Raw genomic sequence first — 17,838 nt, forward strand, 5'->3', positions numbered from 1 at the left:
CTCTTTTCAAGTTGGTGGAACGCCGCCGCGCAACTCTTCCAGCGCGCCCAGGCAGAAATACTGGAACCACAGCCCGGCAAACAGGAAGATCATGATGTACAGCCACAGCGACAGCATGGCCAGGAACGGGAACAGCACGATCGAGATCAGGGCCCCGCCCATCCAGGCGATGCCGGGCAAGGCCCCGGCCAGGCCCGAGGCGAAACCGATCGCCAGCAGCGCGCCGCGGTGGCGGCGCACCAGTTCGCGCCGTTCTTCCGGACTGGCGTGCGCGGCCAGCGCGTCGTAGCTCATCACCCGCGAGGTCACCCAGGCCCACAGGCAGGCCTGCACCAGCCAGGCCAGCGGCGGCACCGCGTACAGCGGCAGCGTGAACAGCCACAGCAGCGCGAACACGGCGGTACTGCCGACGTTGATGGCGACGCTGCCGAGGAAGGAACCGCCCTCTTTCCGCTCCAGCTTCGGATACTGGCTGTTGCCGACATGGCGCTCGATCGCCGGCATCGCGATCACGCCCATGAACAGCAGCGCCGAGCCGATCATCAGGGGCAGCAGCACGGCGATCGCCAGCAGCGGCACCACCATCACCTTGAGCATGCCCAGGCCGAGCGTAGCCAGCATGCTGCCGCTGGCCTGGAACAGGCCGTAGTCGGCAAACGTGGCCTGCAGCCAGTCGAGCAGCGGCTGCAGGCCGGTCCACAGCAGCGCGCCCCACAGCAGCAAGGACAGCACCAGCGGCGCGCCGGACAGCAGCAGCATGCGGCGCGAGAACTGGGCGCGCAGCGCACGCCGGTAAGCAATGCCGACGCCCTTCATCGGGCGGCCTTGCACGGGCGCGGGCGGGAACGGTGGGGCATCGCGGCTCCTTGTCTGGATTCCAATGTTCCCATTGTACGCATATGGGCGCGGCAGTTCCGCGCCGGGGCCGTTTGGCGTGCCCCGGGCGCATGCACTACAATCGCCGTTCAACTTGAACAACAGGGAAAACCATGTCCACCATTACCACTGATTCCGGCCTGCAATACGAAGACACCGTCGTCGGCAGCGGCGCCGAGGCGAAAGCCGGCCAGCACGTCACCGTCCACTACACCGGCTGGCTGCGCAACGACGACGGCAGCGAGGGCGCCAAGTTCGATTCGAGCAAGGACCGCAACGACCCGTTCCAGTTCGCACTGGGCGCCGGCCATGTGATCCGCGGCTGGGACGAAGGCGTGCAGGGCATGAAGGTCGGTGGCCAGCGCCGCCTGACCATCCCGGCCAGCCTCGGCTACGGCGCGCGCGGCGCCGGCGGCGTGATCCCGCCGAACGCGACCCTGATCTTCGACGTCGAACTGCTGGCCGTTTAAGCCTCGCGGCAAGCTGCCGTGCTGTAGGGTGGGCGGCTTGCCCGCCCACGCGTTCAAGCAGCCGGATCATTTGCGCGGTGCATGCCGTAGCGATCACCGCCTGGGCGGAAAACAGTCCACTGGACTATTTTCCCCCGCCCACCCTCCCCCGAGCATCCCCTCTAAAGTTCGCCCCGTTTGGCGGTGAACAGGCCCCGCCTGCGCTAAGATCGCCTCCTGCATTACCACATTGCCAACGCAACCAATACAGGAGTATCCATGAGCTTGCAGGAACAGTTTGCCCAGGCCCAGGCCGAATCGAAGAATCTGCCGGAACGCCCGGACAACATGACCTTGCTGAAGATTTACGCGCTCTACAAGCAGGGTTCGAGCGGCGACGCCACCGGCGAGCGTCCGGGCATGACCGACTTCGTCAACCGCGCCAAGTTCGACGCCTGGGCCGCCCTGAAGGGCACCTCGCAGGAAGACGCGATGCAGCAGTACATCGACCTGATCGAGGAACTGAAGGGCTGATGCCCTGACCAACCGTGGCCGCCCGCATGGGCGCCACTGCCGGCCTGGACCTTAGGCCGGCACGAACACCTTGCGCATCTTTTCCGTCACCTTGGCCTCGATGGCCGGGGCGAACATGCCCATGAACATGCCCAGGCGGATGCGCAACGCGGCGCGCTGGCCTTCCAGGCTCAGGGCCCCTTCCACACCGCTGCGCTCGAAGCGCAGCACGTCGCCATCCCACTTGCACGCCAGGCCGTACTCGGCCGCGATCTTGTGCGCCACCTGCTGGGCGGCCGCGCGCGCCTGTTCAGGGGGCAGATTGTGTTCCTGGACGATGCTAATTTCCGACATGCTGGGCAATCCTTCTTTCTGATAAGTAACTGAACTGTTGCGAGAAAGTCCGCCATGATGCCAGTTGGCGGCGCAGTAAGCCAGACGCGCGGGCGATTCGGGCCCCGATCTAAGTCAATTGACCGTAGTCAATGCTCGCGCCGCCGGGCGCGCGACCATGGAGCTGCCGCCCGACATTTCGCAAGGAGCCGTCATGGAACCAGGTGCCCTCTTGCCGGACGAACTGGACACGCCTCGTGACCAGCCGCCGGTCCGCTTCATCCCCACGCCCAGCGCCCCCTACCAGCAGGAACACCGCCTCGCCAGGCTGCTCGAGCGCCCGCTCGAGCCGAATGAGGCGCCCGCAGACTCGGCGCCGTCCGACGAAGAGGCGCAGGCCGAAGCGCCGCCGCTGCCCTACGCCTTCGGCGCGCGCGTGCTGATGTGGAAGCAGGACCCGTCGGTGGGCGAGATCGGCACCCGCCGCGCCTACCTGCCCGGCCCGGTGCTGGCCGGTCCGCGCGACGCCCGCATCGCGCCGGGTGCGCCCGGCATCGATCCGGTCGAACCGAACGCCTTCGGCGACTTCGTCACCCAGCCCGACACCCCGCAGTTCGACGCCGTGCATACCTTCGCCGTGGTGCGCCAGACCCTGACCATGTACCAGCGCTCGATGCTGGCGGCCGGCCTCGAGATGCCCCTGCCCTGGCAGTGGAACACCAGCATGGACACGCGTCCGCTGACGGTGTATCCCTACGGCCTGCCGAACACCATGAACGCCTTCTACAGCCGCAACCAGGGCTGCCTGAAGTTCGGCGACTTCATCCCGCCCGGCGCCAACGGCGGCGCGCAGCCGGAGGAAGCCGCGCGCATCTATACCTGCCGCTCCTTCGACATCGTGGCCCACGAGACCGCGCACGCCGTGCTCGACGGCCTCAAGCCGCAGTGGCTGCTGGCCGACGCCCCGCCCCAGACCGGCGGCCTGCACGAAGCCTTCGGCGACCTCACCGCGATTTTCCTGGCCCTGTCCCAGCTCGACCAGTGCGAGGCGGTGGTGGCCCAGACCAAGGCCCACCTGCACGACAAGACCTTCATATCCGACATCGCCGAGCAGTTCGGGACGGCGCTCGGCGGCAGCACCGGCCTGCGCAATGCCGACAACGACCTGACCCTCAGCCAGGCCGGCACCCAGGTGCATGCGATCTCGCAGGTGTTCACCGGCGCCATGTACGACGTGCTGGCCGACATGTTCGCCTACGAGCGCAATCCCACGGTGGACGACTGCGCCGCCGTGCTGCACCGGGTGGCGGCCTACCTGCGCGGCCTGCTGCTGCGCGCCCTGATCGCCGCCCCCGACAGCGCCGCCAGCTACGTGGACGTGGTCAACGAGATGCTGCGCATCGTGCAGGACGACGGCAAGCCGCCCATCTACGCCGGCTTCATCCGCAACCAGTTCGCGCGCCGCCACGTGGTCGAGAACCCGGGCGAGGCCGCCACGGCCCAACTGGCATGCGGGCCGCTCGCACCGAAGGTCTGCGACAAGCCCGGCGCGCGCCAGGACCGGCGCGCCTGCTGCGGCACCATGAACCTGCCCGAGTACCACCGGGTGGACCGGGTGCTCGACGGCGAAGCGCAGGCGCTGGCGCGCTGGTGCGCATCCAACGGCCGGCTCGGCGAATGCGTGCTGCCCACGGCTGCGCTGGGGACGAACATCGTGCCGGTGGCCGGCGTGGCGGAGCCGACATGAAGATCAGCGCGCGCGCCTGCGGCGGCTTCGCCGGGCTGGCCGAAGCCTACGACCTCGACACCGCCGCCCACCCGGTTGGCGGCGAGCTGGAAGACCTGCTGCACCGGGTCGACTTCTTCTCGGCCTCGCCCAGTTGCCCGGTCGGGGCCGACCTGCCGCGCTGGGAGATCACGGTCGAGGACGGCCAGCGCTGCCACACCGTGTTCCTGCGCGAGGACGGCAGCGGCGGCGACTGGCAGGCCCTGCTGGATCGGCTGCGCACCAGCGCATGAGCGGCAACTGAGCCGGATCGGACCGTGGCGGCACGCGCGCAGCTCCCGCCACGGTCCTCATTTGCTTATATATATTGTGTATAAGCCTAATTTGTAGGAAAACCCGAATTGCCCTAAAATACAGTGCTTTGCAAGTCCCGCCGGCCCACACAGCGCCCGGTGCCGCGACACACTACACCAACTAATAGGACTGTTATGACCCACGTTGTCACCGAATCGTGCATCCGTTGTCGCTATACCGACTGCGTCGATGTATGCCCGGTAGATTGTTTCCGGGAAGGCCCGAATTTCCTCGCCATCGATCCTGACGAGTGCATCGACTGCGCCGTCTGCGTGGCCGAGTGCCCGGTGAACGCGATCTATGCGGAAGAAGACGTGCCGTCCGACCAGCAGCAGTTCATCAAGATTAACGCCGACCTGTCGCGCGCCTGGCCGTCGATCACCAAGACCAAGCCGGCCCTGCCCGACGCGGATGAGTGGAAAGACGTCAAGAGCAAGCTGGACCAGCTGGCCCGCTGATTTTTCCCGGCCGGGCCCGCCAGGGTCCCGGCCAGCGCAGGTTCGTCAATCGTGGCACACTAGCGGCCATCGTCCCATCCATACCCAAAAAACACAGGATTTAAGCGCATGACTATCAGTGCCTCCCACGAAGCGGGCAGCATCGCTCCCAACAGCTCGTTCGCCGGCGCGATCGAAGCCGATGCCGTGATCATCGGCGCCGGTCCGGTCGGCCTGTTCCAGGTCTTCGAACTCGGCCTCCTCGAAATCAAGGCCCACGTCATCGATTCGCTGCCGGCCGTCGGCGGCCAGTGCGTGGAACTGTACCCGGACAAGCCGATCTACGACATCCCGGCGGTGCCGGTGTGCACCGGCCAGGAACTGACCGACAACCTGCTCAAGCAGATCGAGCCGTTCGAGCCGACCTTCCACCTGGGCCAGGAAGTCACCACCGTCCAGCGTCGCGAAGACAGCCGCTTCAACGTCGAGACCTCGACCGGCACCCGCTTCATCACCAAGACCATCTTCATCGCTGCCGGCGTCGGTTCGTTCCAGGCGCGCACCATGAAGGTCGACGGCATCGAGAAGTTCGAGAACAGCCAGCTGTTCTACCGCGTCAAGGATCCTGCACTGTTCGAAGGCAAGAACCTGGTCATCTGCGGCGGCGGCGACTCCGCCCTGGACTGGGCCCTGAACTTCGTCGGCAAGGCCGAGTCGGTCGTGCTGCTGCACCGCCGCGAGGACTTCCGCGCCGCGCCGGCGTCGGTGGCCAAGATGAAGGCCCTGTGCGACGAATACGAAATGCAGCTGATCACCGGCCAGGTGGTCGGCTTCGACGAAACCGACGGCAAGCTGAGCGAAGTGAAGGTCACCGGCGCCGACGGCGTCACCCGCCGCGTGCCGCTGGACATGCTGCTGGTGTTCTTCGGCCTGTCGCCGAAGCTGGGCCCGATCGCCGAATGGGGCCTGGACATCGAGCGCAAGCAGCTCAAGGTCGTGGACACCGAGAAGTTCGAGACCAACGTGCCGGGCATCTTCGCCGTGGGCGACATCAACACCTACCCGGGCAAGAAGAAGCTGATCCTGTCGGGCTTCCACGAGGCCGCGCTGGCCGCCTTCGGCGCCGCGCCTTACATCTTCCCGGACAAGAAGATCCACATGCAGTACACGACCACCTCGCCGAAGCTGCACAAGATTCTCGGCGTCGAAACCCCGGTCTTCGACTGATAAGCAGGAAACTCTCCTACAAAGATGCCGCCCGGCGCAAGCCCGGCGGCATTTTTCATTGCCGCCCCCATCTGCGTTCAGTTAGTGCGAAGCCACGGAAAGCGCTGTCGGACAGGGCCTACCTGCTTATGTGGGCCGCTTCACCGAGCGGCGGGACGCAAATATGCTACAACTGGACTATGCACAAGGGATGTGAAAAGGACTGTTTCCACAAGTAAATCACTATCCCCTATAATTGACTGAGAGCACGCGCAAACGATTGCGACGCCTAGTCCATCCGAAGGAATTATTTATGCTTTACCAACTGCACGAGATGCAACGCTCCTTCCTGACCCCGCTGATGCAATGGGCAGATGCGTCCTCGAAACTGTTCTCGAACCCTGTCTCGCCATTCGCGCACACCCCGTTCTCGCAGCGTATCGCCGCCGGCTACGAGCTGATGTACCGCCTCGGGAAGGATTACGAAAAGCCGGCATTCGGCATCAAGACCGTCGCCATCCAGGGTGCCGACGTCGGCATCATCGAACGCACGACGGTCGAAAAGCCTTTTTGCAAGCTCATCCATTTCAAGAAAGACCTGAGCGACAAGGAATTCGCCGCGCTGGAACAGCCGAAGGTGCTGGTCGTCGCGCCCCTGTCGGGTCACCACGCCACCCTGCTGCGCGACACCGTGCGCGCCCTGCTGGTCGAACACGACGTCTACATCACCGACTGGATCGATGCGCGCATGGTGCCGCTGTCCGCCGGCCCCTTCCACCTCGACGACTACATCTACTACGTCCAGGATTTCATCCGCCACCTCGGCCCGGACGTGCACGTGATCTCGGTGTGCCAGCCGACCGTGCCGGTGCTGGCCGCGATCTCGCTGATGGCGACCAACAATGATCCGAAGCTGCCGAAGACCATGACGATGATGGGCGGCCCGATCGACCCGCGCAAGTCGCCGACCGCGGTCAACGACCTGGCGGTCGAGAAACCCTTCTCGTGGTTCGAGAACACCGTGATCTACTCGGTGCCGGGCAACTACCCGGGCTTCGGACGCAAGGTCTATCCGGGCTTCCTGCAGCACGCCGGCTTCATCGCGATGAACCCGGGCCGCCATGCCCAGAGCCACCGCGAGTTCTACCAGCACCTGGTGCGCGGCGACGACGACTCGGCCGAGGCGCACCGCCAGTTTTACGACGAATACAACGCCGTGCTCGACATGCCGGCCGAGTACTACCTCGAGACCATCAAGACGGTGTTCCAGGAACACCGCCTGCCGAAGGGCACCTGGGAAGTCGGCGGCCAGCTGGTGCGTCCGCAGGACATCAAGACGGTGGCCCTGTTCACCGTCGAGGGCGAGCTGGACGACATCTCCGGCCTGGGCCAGACCCGCGCCGCGCACGACCTGTGCACCGGCATCCCGAAGGACATGCACCAGGAGTTCGTGGCGCCCAAGTGCGGCCACTACGGCATCTTCTCGGGCCGCCGCTGGCGCGAGATCATCTGCCCGAAGATCGGGGAGTTCATCCGCAAGCATGCGTAAGCCTGCCTGACGTGAAAAATGCCGGAGCTTGCTCCGGCATTTCTTTTGGGCGCCCGGCGTTTACCGCCCTACCAGCACCTCCTGCACCACGCCCGTCGCAATCGCCACGAGGGCATAATCGCTGCCGGCCTGCACCCACTGGTGCCCCGGCGGCGGTTCGGTCAGGCGATGCGTCTTCCAGTTCTCCACCACATAATGATGCGTCCGATAGCGTGGCGGCAGCTGCCCGCCGCGCTTGAGCTGGCCGCTGGTTTCCACGCTGCGGTAGGGACCGGTCTTGACGGCGCGGGCCTGCTGGGCGCGGGCTTCCTGTTCGCCGCGCTGGTGCACCTGGGCCGCGGCGCCACCGGCCAGCGCCGCGGCGACCAGCAGCGGAACGATGAGTTTGTTCATGAGAGCTCCTCTTCAGCGTCGAGGCTCCAGTACAGCACGCACGGACACGGTGGTCTGTTCGCTCCAGCACGCAGTGCCCCTCGTGCTGCCAAAGTCGCATCGCCTGCAGTTTTGGCGGATAATGTCGGCTTTTACCGGCGGCTTTCATTGCCCTCCTCCGCATCGTGACCAAGACCCTCGCCGACCAGATCGAAGACGTGCTGCCGCAGACGCAATGCACCAAGTGCGGCTATCCCGCATGCCGTCCGTATGCGGAAGCGATCGCGCGCGGCGAAGCCGAGATCAACCAGTGCCCGCCCGGCGGCATCGAGGGCGTCCGCCGCCTGTCCGCCGTCACCGGCCGCCCGGTCATCCCGATCAACCCGGCCAACGGCGTCGAGCGCCCGCGCCCGGTTGCCTTCATCGACGAGTCGCTGTGCATCGGCTGCACGCTGTGCATCCAGGCCTGCCCGGTGGACGCCATCCTGGGGGCGGCCAAGCAGATGCACACCATCCTGCCGAGCCTGTGCACCGGCTGCGACCTGTGCGTGGCGCCCTGCCCGGTCGACTGCATCTCGATGCTGCCGGTGACGGGCGAACGCACCGGCTGGGACGCCTGGTCGCAGGAAGCCGCGGAGGCGGCGCGCGCGCGCCACGACTTCCGCAGCGAGCGCCTGCGCCGCGAGAAGGAAGAAAACGATGCCCGGCTGGCCGCCAAGGCGCTGGAAAAGATGCGTGCGGTGACGGCCGAAGTGACCAACACGCCGGAAGAACTGGCGGAAAAGGAACGCAAGCGCGCCATCATCGCGGCCGCCATGGAGCGCGCGCGCCAGAAGGCCGCGGCGAACGCGTCCGACAGCCCGCCGCCCGATAAAACCTGAGCAGCATGAACCCCGCCAAACGCCTAGAAATCTTCACGCGCTTTCGCGCCGCCAACCCGAAGCCGACCACCGAGCTCGAATTCACCACGCCCTTCGAGCTCCTGATCGCGGTGCTGCTGTCGGCCCAGTCGACCGACGTCGGCGTGAACAAGGCCACGCGCCGCCTGTACCCGGTGGCGAATACCCCACAGGCCATCCTCGACCTGGGGCTGGACGAACTCAAGTCGTATATCTCGACCATCGGCCTGTACAACAACAAGGCCAAGAACGTGATCGCCACCTGCCAGATCCTGGTGGACCAGTACGGCGGCGAGGTGCCGCGCGAGCGCGAAGCGCTGGAAGCCCTGCCCGGCGTGGGCCGCAAGACCGCCAACGTGGTGTTGAATACGGCCTTCGGCGAGCCGACCATGGCGGTCGACACCCACATCTTCCGGGTCGCCAACCGCACGAAGATCGCGCCGGGCAAGAACGTCGACATCGTCGAGCAGAAGCTGCTCAAGTTCGTGCCCAAGGACTTCCTGCACGATGCGCATCACTGGCTGATCCTGCACGGCCGCTACACCTGCGTGGCGCGCAAGCCCAAATGCTGGAACTGCCTGATCAATGACCTGTGCGAGTTCAAGGACAAGACCCCTGCGCCCGCCGGGGTGATGGATCCGGCGGCCGACCTGGCCAGCCAGGCGGCCTAACTCGGCTAGCACGTCTCAGGCGAGGCGTTTTTCTCCGGTTGCGAACGAGGCGCACACGATGCGCCCGCCGACCACTTCATACACGCACAGCATCTCCACCGTACCGCGTCCTTCCGGGAAGTTGCGGGTCACGATCTCGAGGTCGGTGACGACGTTGCCGGCCACCTGGCGGCTCAACAGGCGCGCGTGCAGGTCGGGCTCGGCGAAGCGCTCCTGGTAGCGCGGGCGGATCTGCGCGTGGCCTTGCGCCAGCAGCGCGCCGTGCAGGGCGAACTGCCGGGCATCCGGCGCATAGGTGTTCATCAGCGCATCGAGGTCCTTGGCATTGTAGGCATCGAGCTGCGCCTGGACGACAGCGAGGGGGGAAGTCGGGTTCATGGGCTCCGTTGATGGATAAAAAACGCGCCACATTGGCGCGTGCCCATCTTAACGTAGGGTGGTCGGCTTTGCCGACCGCGCGTCCGACTCGCGGATGCACGGTGGCGGCCCATGATGTACTTGAACGCGCGTTCGGCGAGCCGAACACCCTACAACAAGACCAGATTATCGCGGTGAACCAGCTCCGGGCCCTCGACGTAACCGAGGATGCGTTCGATCTCGGCCGACGAATGGCGCATGATGCGGCGCACTTCGCTGCTGGTGTAGTTGGTCAGCCCGCGCGCCAGCGGCTTGCCGGCTTCGTCGATGCAGGTGATCACCTGCCCGCGCCCGAACTCGCCGCGCACGGCGACCACGCCGATCGGCAGCAGCGACTTGCCTTCGTTGGTGAGCTTCTGCACGGCGCCGGCATCGATCACCACTTCGCCGGTGGTGTGCAGGTGGTCGATCATCCATTGGCGACGCGCAGTCAGGCGCCCGGTCGGCGCGCTCAGCTGGGTGCCGATGGCCTCGCCGCCCGCCAGCCGGGTGAGCACGTTCTCTTCGCGGCCCCAGGCAATGATGGTATGGGCGCCCGAGCGCGCCGCGCGGCGCGCCGCCAGCACCTTGGTCAGCATGCCGCCGCGGCCCAGGCTGGAGCCGGCGCCGCCGGCCATCGCTTCCAGCGCCGGGTCGCCCGCCTGGGCGTGCGCGATCAGGCGCGCGTCCGGGTCCTTGCGCGGGTCGGCCGAGAACAGGCCGCTCTGGTCGGTAAGGATCACCAGCACGTCGGCCTCGATCAGGTTGGCCACCAGCGCGCCCAGGGTGTCGTTGTCGCCGAACTTGATCTCGTCGGTGACCACGGTGTCGTTCTCGTTGATGATCGGAACCACGCCGAGGCGCAGCAGGGTGGTGAGCGTGGAGCGCGCGTTCAGGTAGCGTTCGCGGTCGGCCAGGTCGGCGTGGGTGAGCAGGACCTGGGCGGTGCCGATGCCATGGCTGCGGAAGCTGGTCTCGTAGATCTGCGCCAGGCCCATCTGGCCCACGGCGGCGCAGGCCTGCAGTTCGTGGATGTCGGTGGGGCGGGCGGCGAAGCCGAGGCGCAGCATGCCTTCGGCGATCGCGCCGGACGAGACCAGCACGACTTCCTTGCCGAGGCCGCGCAGCGCGGCGATCTGGGACGCCCAGCGGGCAATGGCGGACTGGTCCAGGCCCCTGCCCTCGTTGGTGACGAGCGAGGAACCGACCTTGACGATGATGCGGGAGGCTTGCTGGAGAGCGGAGTGAACTTGAGTCATGGCGACAGGAATTTTCCTCGCGGCCGTAAGGCCAGCAGGGAAAGTCCTGCCAACAACTCGACCGCGCAGACTGCTAATAATACCCCCTTCGGCAATCCGATCGCGAAAGCCGCGACCAGGCGCCCGGCCGGCTGGGCCAGGAGGAACAATGCGGTGAGGTCGACGAGGAGGGGCCGGTCGCCCTGTCTCGCTGCCAGCAGCGCAAGCATCGCGGTAGCGAGGCGCATGCCCACGTAGACGGCGTAGAACTGGCTGTAGCCGTTCACGCCGACGAGAAAGATGCCCATCGCCGACGCAATGCGGTCGGGATCGAGCATGGCCGCCAGCGCCGCCAGCGAACTGGCGGTGGCGAGAAGTTGCAGCAGCTGGCTGCGCAGCCAGCTGCGGTTCAGCGACGCTGCAGCCAAGTTCGCGCCTTAGTCCTCGAGGATCTTGAAGCGCGGATCGTCCGGGTCGATCGAGTTGATGCCGCGCGCTTCCTCGGTCATCGAGGTCTCTTCGGCGCGGTGTTCGCTGGTGCGCTTCTCTTCCAGGTGCAGGTAGATCGCATTGACCAGGTCCTGGCAGCCTTCGCGGTTCAGTGCCGAGATCTCGAACACCGGACCCTTCCAGGCCATGCGCTTGACGAAGTCCTTGACGCGCTTCTTGCGCTCGGCTTCATCGACCACGTCGAGCTTGTTCAGCACCAGCCAGCGCGGCTTGTTCAGCAGCTCTTCGTCGTACTTTTCCAGCTCCTTGACCAGGGCCTTGGCTTCCTTGACCGGATCGGCTTTCTCATCGAAGCCCGACAGGTCGACGATGTGCAGCAGCAGGCCGGTGCGCGCCAGGTGGCGCAGGAACTGGTGGCCGAGGCCCGCGCCTTCGGCGGCGCCTTCGATCAGGCCCGGGATGTCGGCGATCACGAAGCTCTTCTCGTGCGACACGCGCACCACGCCCAGGTTCGGATGCAGGGTGGTGAACGGGTAGTCGGCGATCTTCGGCTTGGCGTTCGAGACGGCGGTGATGAAGGTCGACTTGCCGGCGTTCGGCATGCCCAGCAGGCCGACGTCGGCCAGCACTTTCAGCTCCAGGCGCAGGGTGCGGCGCTCGCCTTCCTTGCCCTCGGTCTTTTGGCGCGGTGCGCGGTTGGTCGAGGTCTTGAAGTGGATGTTGCCCCAGCCGCCCTCGCCGCCCTTGGCCAGCAGTTCGGTCTGGCCGTGTTCCATCAGGTCGGCGATGATCTCGCCGTTGACGTCGTCCACGATCAGGGTGCCCACCGGCATGCGCAGGTAGACGTCTTCGGCGCCCTTGCCGTAGCAGTCAGAGCCGCGGCCCGGTTCGCCGTTGCGGGCGTGGTGGGTCTTCGAATAGCGGAAGTCCACCAGGGTGTTGATGTTGCGGTCGGCCACCACGTAGATCGAGCCGCCCTTGCCGCCGTCGCCGCCGTCCGGGCCGCCGAATGGGCGGAACTTCTCGCGGCGGAACGAGGCGCACCCGTTGCCGCCGTCGCCGGCGATGACTTCAATTCTTGCTTCGTCGATAAACTTCATGATGATGACCGATAAAAACTAAAAAGGCCCTACCGTGGGCAGAGCCTTTCGATGGAAGGCTTGCGCCTTGCAAAGAAGCGCCGCCATGGATGCGGCGCAGGTGTGCTATTTAAGCAGCGACTGCTTCGTTAGCAACGACGGTCACGAACTGCTTCGAGCCGACGCCTTGCTTGACGAACTTGACGGTACCGTCGACCAGCGCGAACAGGGTGTGATCCTTGCCGGTGCCGACGTTGGTGCCAGCGCGCACCGGGGTGCCGCGTTGACGGATGATGATGCCGCCGGCGTTGATCGCCTGGCCGCCGTAGACTTTCACGCCGAGGCGTTTGCTTTCTGAGTCACGGCCGTTGCGGGTAGTACCGCCGCCTTTTTTGTGTGCCATTTATTTGCTCCTTGATGAATGAACTTGGTGAATCGAACGGCGATTAGCCGTTGATCGACACCACCTGGATTTCGGTGAAGTTCTGGCGATGGCCCTGACGCTTCTGGTAGTGCTTACGACGGCGCATCTTGAAAATGCGGACCTTGTCGTGGCGACCGTGGGAAACAACTTTCACCAGGACCGAGGCACCTTCGACCAGCGGAGCACCAAACTTGATGCTGTCGCCCGCGCCGAGCGCGAGAACTTGATCGATGGTGAGTTCGGAACCAATGTCAGCAGGTATCTGTTCTACTTTGAGTTTTTCGCCAGCGACAACTTTGTATTGCTTGCCACCGGTTTTTATGACCGCGTACATGATTGAAACCTCATCAAATGTTAAAAGAATCCCGCCGGCGTCGAGACGCTGGACTGTTCGGATGCCGGGGAACAGGGGATTATACATAAGTCGCTGCAGCGCGTCAAAAGGCCTTGACGATTCCTGCCGGCCGTGTTGCAGAGTTGGCGCATTGCCAAGGCCGGCGCCGTCATGCGGTCGGACCAGTTTCCGCCGTCGGGAGTCATCAGTGGGACGAGCTTCCCTTGCATGACGTATAATCTCGCCAAAATTAACATCACTACGCCAATACTCACCGTTTATTGCAGGTTCGCCTTGTCAGCCGCTACCCAACACGCACAGAACACCATCGCCCAATCGATCGCCACCGACATGGAGGCCGTCAATACGGTGATCCGACAGCGACTGCACTCGGAAGTTAGCCTGGTCAACCAGATCGCCGAGTACATCATCAGCGCAGGCGGCAAGCGCATCCGCCCGGTGCTGGTGCTGCTGCTGGCCAACGCCTACGGCTACAAGGGCAGCGCCCACCACGAGCTGGCGGCGGTGGTCGAATTCATCCACACCGCGACCCTGCTGCACGACGACGTGGTCGACGAATCCTCGATGCGTCGCGGCCGCCAGACCGCGAATGCCCTGTTCGGCAACGCCGCCTCGGTGCTGGTGGGCGACTACCTGTACTCGCGCTCGTTCGAGATGATGACCAGCCTCGACAACATGCGCGTGATGAGCATCCTGTCGCGCGCCACCACCGTGATCGCCGAAGGCGAAGTGCTGCAGCTGCTGAACATGCACGACCCGGACGTCACCCATGAAAACTACCTGAATGTGATCCGCTCCAAGACCGCCAAGCTGTTCGAGGCGGCGGCCGAGCTGGGCGCCCTGGTCGGCGGCGCCGACGACGACGCGATCGCCGCGGCCGGCGAATACGGCCGCTCGCTGGGCACGGCGTTCCAGCTGATCGACGACGTGCTGGACTACGCCGGCGACGCCACCGAGATCGGCAAGAACCTGGGCGACGACCTGCGCGAAGGCAAGCCTACCCTGCCGCTGATCTGGCTGATGGAAAACGGCACGCCGGAACAGCGCCAGCTGGTGCGCAGCTGCATCGAGCATGGTGACGAAGAACAGTTCGAAGCGGTACTGGCCGCGGTGACCTCGAGCGGCGCCCTGGATTACACCCGCCGCCAGGCCGAACAGGCCGCCCGGCGCGCTGCCGAAGCCATCGCCGGCCTGCCGGAGAGCGTCTACAAGGCAAGCCTGCTGCAGCTCTGCAGTTTCGCTGTTGACAGGAACCATTGAGCCGACTATAGTAATGCCTTCCCGAGATTTCGGAAACGAAGTCTCAAACAGTCGGGGTGTAGCTTAGCCCGGTAGAGCGCTACGTTCGGGACGTAGAGGCCGGAGGTTCGAATCCTCTCACCCCGACCACAGAATTCGAGAAAGCCAGATCCAGCGCAAGCTGATCTGGCTTTTTTCATTTTTGGCCGGCTGCAGGTCGGGCCGCGCTCGCGCGCAACACAGGTGCACCGTACTTGCAACACCCCCGCGCACAATCCCTCGCAATATTCACAGTGGCAACAAAGAGACATTCGCGCCGTAAATATCAGCGGTCGGGTGAATTCAACAATTATTCATGCAACGCATCGCTGGGATCACCAATCTAAAGTTTATTTATGGCTTGGACCTCCTTATACTGCACTGCAACATCGCAACATAATCAATGTAGGAGATTCCACCATGCGCCTCACCCGTCGCTTCCTCGCCAACGCCGCCGCTGCCGTGCGCAGCTTCTCGATCGAACTCTATGCCGCCCATGGCGGCTGGGCACCGGCAGTGCGGGGCTGATCATGACCATGCTCGACACCGTCCTGAGCGCCTGCGCCATCGTGGCGCTGGTGGTGCGCCTGGCGCTGTTCCTGCGCCCGGCCAAGGGCCTGCGCAAGGCGGCCTGACACGCTGCGGCGCAGCAGCCGTATGCACATGCACGCGCCGGTCGTACGTACGTACGCCGGCGCTGTCTTTATCGGCCGGCGCATCTTCCCGATCCCCCGCCCGCAGTGTGGAATGCTGAGCTAGAATGCAAGTCGCATTTTCTGGCAAGAAAGCCAATCCCTTTCACTCAGCACTCACGACACGATGCGTACACCAGCACTCACGATCTTTGCAGCGCACCTGGCACTCTTCGCGCTGCCGGCGGCGGCGTCCACGCCCATCACCCTCGACCAGGCCATGGCCCACCCGGACTGGATCGGCACCCCGGCGGAAACCGCCTGGTGGAGCTGGGACAGCAAGCAGGTGTTCTACAAGCAGAAGCGCGACGGCTCGCCGGTGCGCGACACCTGGCAGGTGGCGCAGGGCGGCAAGCCGAAGCTGGTGAGCGATGCCGACGGCGCCAGAATCGACGGCGCCGACGTCGTCTACAACCCGGCCCAGACCCGCGCCCTGATGCTGCGTAACGGCGACCTGTTCGAGCGCGACCTGAAGAGCGGCGCGCTGGTGCAGATCACGCGCGGCGCCAGCAAGCTCGATGCGATGCAGTATTCCAGCGACGAGCGCAGCGTCCACTACCGCATCGGCACCGACTGGTACAGCTGGGACCGCGCCACCAGGGTGGTCGGCCCGGTCGCGCTGCCGCGCGCCGCCAAGGACCCGGCCGTGAGCGAAGCGGACCCGCTGCGCGAGCAGCAGCTGCGCCTGATCGCCACCCTGAAGCGCCAGAAGGACGAGCGCGATGCGCTGCGCGAGCGCATGAACGAGCTGCGCCGCGTCGACCCGACCCTGCCCCCTGCCCCGATCTACCTGGGCGACAAGGTCGAGATCGAAGGCAGCGCATTGTCGCCCAACGGCCGCTGGCTGCTGGTCGTCACCGCGCCGAAAGGCGGAGAAAAGGGCCGCGTCGGCAAGATGCCGCGCTACGTGACCGAATCCGGCTACGAGGAATTCGACGACCAGCGCACCCGGGTCGGCCGCAACATGCCGGCGCCGCATGCACTGAAGCTGGTCGACCTGCGCACCAACACGGTGCAGGACCTGTCCTTCGACGTGCTGCCCGGGATCACGGTCGATCCGCTGGCCGAGCTGCGCGCCGCCGCCAAGAAGGAGCCGCTGAAGGGCAACCGCGCGGTGCGCATCGGCGACGGCGCCGATGCCATCGAATGGTCGGCCAACGGCGCCAACGTCGCCGTCATGCTGCGCTCGGTGGACAACAAGGACCGCTGGATCGCCGGCGTCGACCTGCAGGCGGCCAGGCTCAAGCCGCTGCACCGCCTGACCGACGGCGCCTGGGTCAACTACGACAACAACGAATTCGGCTGGCTGCCGGACAACCGCACCCTGTGGTACCTGTCCGAGGAAAGCGGCTACTCGCACCTGTACACGATGGACTCCAATGGCGGCAGCGCGCGCGCCCTCACCTCGGGCAAGTGGGAAGCCTCGGACGTCAGCTGGTCGCATGACGGCAGCGTGGCCTACGTGATGTGCAACCGCGCCACCCCGGGCGACTACGAAGTCTGCGCGGTCAACGCGAAGGACGGCGCGGTCCGCGAAGTGACCAGCCTGGACGGCGTCGAGCGCTTCCGCCTGTCGCCGGACGAGAAGAAGCTGCTGGTGCACTGGTCGGCCAGCTACACCCCGGTGCAGCTGGCCACGGTGCCGGTGAACGGCGGCGCGGCGGTCAAGCTGACCGACACCCGCAGCGAGGCCTTCAAGGCGCGCCAGTGGGTCGAGCCGCAGTACGTGGCGGTGCCGTCGAGCGCCGGCGGCGATCCGGTCTGGGCCAAGCTGTACCGTCCGGCCCAGCTCGAGCCGGGCAAGAAGTATCCGGTGGTGATGTTCGTGCACGGCGCCGGTTACCTGCAGAACGTCAGCAAGCGCTATCCGAACTACTTCCGCGAGCAGATGTTCCACAACCTGCTGGTCCAGAAGGGCTACGTGGTGCTCGACATGGACTACCGCGCCTCGAAGGGCTACGGCAGCAAGTGGCGCACCGCGATCTACCGCCAGATGGGCCACCCGGAACTGGTGGACTACATCGACGGCGTCAACTACATGGTGGCGCACCACCAGGGCGACGCGAAGAACGTCGGCGTGTACGGCGGCAGCTACGGCGGCTTCATGACCTTCATGGCCCTGATGCGCGCTCCCGAGACCTTCAAGTCGGGCGCCGCGCTGCGTCCGGTGACCGACTGGGTGACCTACAACCACGGCTACACCGCCAACATCCTGAACACGCCGGACATCGACCCGCAGGCCTACAAGATCTCGTCGCCGATCGAGTACGCCGACAAGCTGCAGGGCCACCTGCTGATCGCGCACGGCATGATCGACGATAACGTGTTCTACCAGGACTCGGTACGCATGGCCCAGCGCCTGATCGAACTGAAGAAGGACAACTGGGAACTGGCCAGCTACCCGCTGGAGCGCCACGCCTACGTCCAGCCGGAAGCCTGGTACGACCAGTACCGCCGCATCTACCAGCTGTTCGAGCGCACGCTCAAGCAGTAAGCCGGTAAGATGAGAGGCGCCTTCGGGCGCCTTTTCTCTATCGGCCT

The 17,838-nt window shown here is 65.4% G+C and carries 20 protein-coding genes and 1 tRNA gene; 12 read left to right on the forward strand and 9 right to left on the reverse strand.

The window, feature by feature from the left end:
• Positions 1 to 6: 6 nt before the first annotated feature.
• The gene (locus AB3347_RS11565; protein ID WP_369091954.1) at positions 7 to 816 is read right to left on the reverse strand and encodes an EI24 domain-containing protein; all 810 of its coding nucleotides are present in this window, start codon (positions 814 to 816) and stop codon (positions 7 to 9) included.
• 173 nt (positions 817 to 989) lie between these two features.
• Between AB3347_RS11565 and AB3347_RS11570 the strand changes: the two genes are divergently transcribed.
• Complete coding sequence (locus tag AB3347_RS11570; RefSeq protein ID WP_369091955.1) at positions 990 to 1,346, forward strand: FKBP-type peptidyl-prolyl cis-trans isomerase; 357 nt, start codon at positions 990 to 992, stop codon at positions 1,344 to 1,346.
• 258 nt (positions 1,347 to 1,604) lie between these two features.
• Positions 1,605 to 1,859, forward strand: coding sequence for an acyl-CoA-binding protein (locus tag AB3347_RS11575; protein WP_227800198.1), 255 nt, complete (start codon positions 1,605 to 1,607; stop codon positions 1,857 to 1,859).
• Positions 1,860 to 1,910: 51 nt separating this feature from the next.
• Here the strand turns inward: AB3347_RS11575 and AB3347_RS11580 are convergent, their stop codons facing one another.
• Positions 1,911 to 2,192: a polyhydroxyalkanoic acid system family protein gene (locus AB3347_RS11580; protein ID WP_369091956.1), complete on the reverse strand. Its 282-nt coding sequence runs from the start codon at positions 2,190 to 2,192 to the stop codon at positions 1,911 to 1,913.
• Between the two features lie 193 nt (positions 2,193 to 2,385).
• Here AB3347_RS11580 and AB3347_RS11585 point away from each other — a divergent pair, with 193 nt between their 5' ends.
• From AB3347_RS11585 to AB3347_RS11605, 5 genes are all read left to right on the forward strand, one after another.
• Positions 2,386 to 3,918 carry a hypothetical protein gene (locus AB3347_RS11585; protein ID WP_369091957.1) on the forward strand — a complete coding sequence of 511 codons (1,533 nt, stop codon included), beginning with the start codon at positions 2,386 to 2,388 and terminating at the stop codon, positions 3,916 to 3,918.
• Positions 3,915 to 4,190: a protealysin inhibitor emfourin gene (locus AB3347_RS11590; RefSeq protein ID WP_369091958.1), complete on the forward strand. Its 276-nt coding sequence runs from the start codon at positions 3,915 to 3,917 to the stop codon at positions 4,188 to 4,190. Before AB3347_RS11585 ends, AB3347_RS11590 begins: the two co-directional genes overlap by 4 nt.
• Before the next feature lie 195 nt (positions 4,191 to 4,385).
• Positions 4,386 to 4,709 carry a ferredoxin FdxA gene (gene fdxA, locus AB3347_RS11595; RefSeq protein ID WP_369091959.1) on the forward strand — a complete coding sequence of 108 codons (324 nt, stop codon included), beginning with the start codon at positions 4,386 to 4,388 and terminating at the stop codon, positions 4,707 to 4,709.
• 108 nt (positions 4,710 to 4,817) lie between these two features.
• Positions 4,818 to 5,915, forward strand: a complete 1,098-nt coding sequence (locus tag AB3347_RS11600; RefSeq protein WP_369091960.1) for an NAD(P)/FAD-dependent oxidoreductase — start codon at positions 4,818 to 4,820, stop codon at positions 5,913 to 5,915.
• Positions 5,916 to 6,207: 292 nt separating this feature from the next.
• Complete coding sequence (locus AB3347_RS11605; RefSeq protein ID WP_369091961.1) at positions 6,208 to 7,443, forward strand: polyhydroxyalkanoate depolymerase; 1,236 nt, start codon at positions 6,208 to 6,210, stop codon at positions 7,441 to 7,443.
• Positions 7,444 to 7,503: 60 nt separating this feature from the next.
• Here the strand turns inward: AB3347_RS11605 and AB3347_RS11610 are convergent, their stop codons facing one another.
• Positions 7,504 to 7,836 carry an RcnB family protein gene (locus AB3347_RS11610; RefSeq protein ID WP_369091962.1) on the reverse strand — a complete coding sequence of 111 codons (333 nt, stop codon included), beginning with the start codon at positions 7,834 to 7,836 and terminating at the stop codon, positions 7,504 to 7,506.
• 164 nt (positions 7,837 to 8,000) lie between these two features.
• Between AB3347_RS11610 and rsxB the strand changes: the two genes are divergently transcribed.
• Complete coding sequence (gene rsxB / locus AB3347_RS11615; protein WP_369091963.1) at positions 8,001 to 8,696, forward strand: electron transport complex subunit RsxB; 696 nt, start codon at positions 8,001 to 8,003, stop codon at positions 8,694 to 8,696.
• A 5-nt stretch (positions 8,697 to 8,701) separates the two neighbouring features.
• Complete coding sequence (gene nth, locus AB3347_RS11620) at positions 8,702 to 9,385, forward strand: endonuclease III (protein WP_369091964.1); 684 nt, start codon at positions 8,702 to 8,704, stop codon at positions 9,383 to 9,385.
• A 15-nt stretch (positions 9,386 to 9,400) separates the two neighbouring features.
• Here nth and AB3347_RS11625 read toward each other — a convergent pair whose 3' ends face one another.
• The 6 genes from AB3347_RS11625 to rplU all read right to left on the reverse strand — a co-directional run bounded on the left by AB3347_RS11625 (position 9,401) and on the right by rplU (position 13,306).
• Complete coding sequence (locus AB3347_RS11625) at positions 9,401 to 9,763, reverse strand: nuclear transport factor 2 family protein (RefSeq protein ID WP_369091965.1); 363 nt, start codon at positions 9,761 to 9,763, stop codon at positions 9,401 to 9,403.
• Positions 9,764 to 9,912: 149 nt separating this feature from the next.
• The gene (gene proB, locus AB3347_RS11630) at positions 9,913 to 11,040 is read right to left on the reverse strand and encodes a glutamate 5-kinase (protein WP_369091966.1); all 1,128 of its coding nucleotides are present in this window, start codon (positions 11,038 to 11,040) and stop codon (positions 9,913 to 9,915) included.
• A complete protein-coding gene (locus tag AB3347_RS11635; RefSeq protein ID WP_369091967.1) occupies positions 11,037 to 11,447 on the reverse strand; it encodes a DUF4345 family protein in 411 nt (136 codons plus the stop codon). The genes proB and AB3347_RS11635 overlap by 4 nt, the downstream gene beginning before the upstream one ends.
• A gap of 9 nt (positions 11,448 to 11,456) precedes the next feature.
• Positions 11,457 to 12,569, reverse strand: a complete 1,113-nt coding sequence (gene cgtA, locus AB3347_RS11640) for an Obg family GTPase CgtA (protein ID WP_369091968.1) — start codon at positions 12,567 to 12,569, stop codon at positions 11,457 to 11,459.
• A 109-nt stretch (positions 12,570 to 12,678) separates the two neighbouring features.
• The gene (rpmA, locus tag AB3347_RS11645) at positions 12,679 to 12,951 is read right to left on the reverse strand and encodes a 50S ribosomal protein L27 (protein WP_027865916.1); all 273 of its coding nucleotides are present in this window, start codon (positions 12,949 to 12,951) and stop codon (positions 12,679 to 12,681) included.
• 43 nt (positions 12,952 to 12,994) lie between these two features.
• On the reverse strand, positions 12,995 to 13,306 hold the full coding sequence (gene rplU / locus AB3347_RS11650; RefSeq protein WP_027865917.1) for a 50S ribosomal protein L21: 312 nt from the start codon (positions 13,304 to 13,306) through the stop codon (positions 12,995 to 12,997).
• A gap of 294 nt (positions 13,307 to 13,600) precedes the next feature.
• Here rplU and ispB point away from each other — a divergent pair, with 294 nt between their 5' ends.
• The 3 genes from ispB (at position 13,601) to AB3347_RS11665 (ending at position 17,791) form a co-directional block, all read left to right on the forward strand.
• Positions 13,601 to 14,587: an octaprenyl diphosphate synthase gene (gene ispB, locus AB3347_RS11655; protein WP_369091969.1), complete on the forward strand. Its 987-nt coding sequence runs from the start codon at positions 13,601 to 13,603 to the stop codon at positions 14,585 to 14,587.
• 52 nt (positions 14,588 to 14,639) lie between these two features.
• A tRNA-Pro gene (locus AB3347_RS11660) sits at positions 14,640 to 14,716 on the forward strand.
• Between the two features lie 708 nt (positions 14,717 to 15,424).
• Positions 15,425 to 17,791: a prolyl oligopeptidase family serine peptidase gene (locus tag AB3347_RS11665; RefSeq protein WP_369091970.1), complete on the forward strand. Its 2,367-nt coding sequence runs from the start codon at positions 15,425 to 15,427 to the stop codon at positions 17,789 to 17,791.
• The last annotated feature ends 47 nt before the right edge of the window (positions 17,792 to 17,838 follow it).

This window comes from Massilia sp. X63, from assembly GCF_041023745.1.
Lineage (GTDB): Bacteria > Pseudomonadota > Gammaproteobacteria > Burkholderiales > Burkholderiaceae_D > Telluria.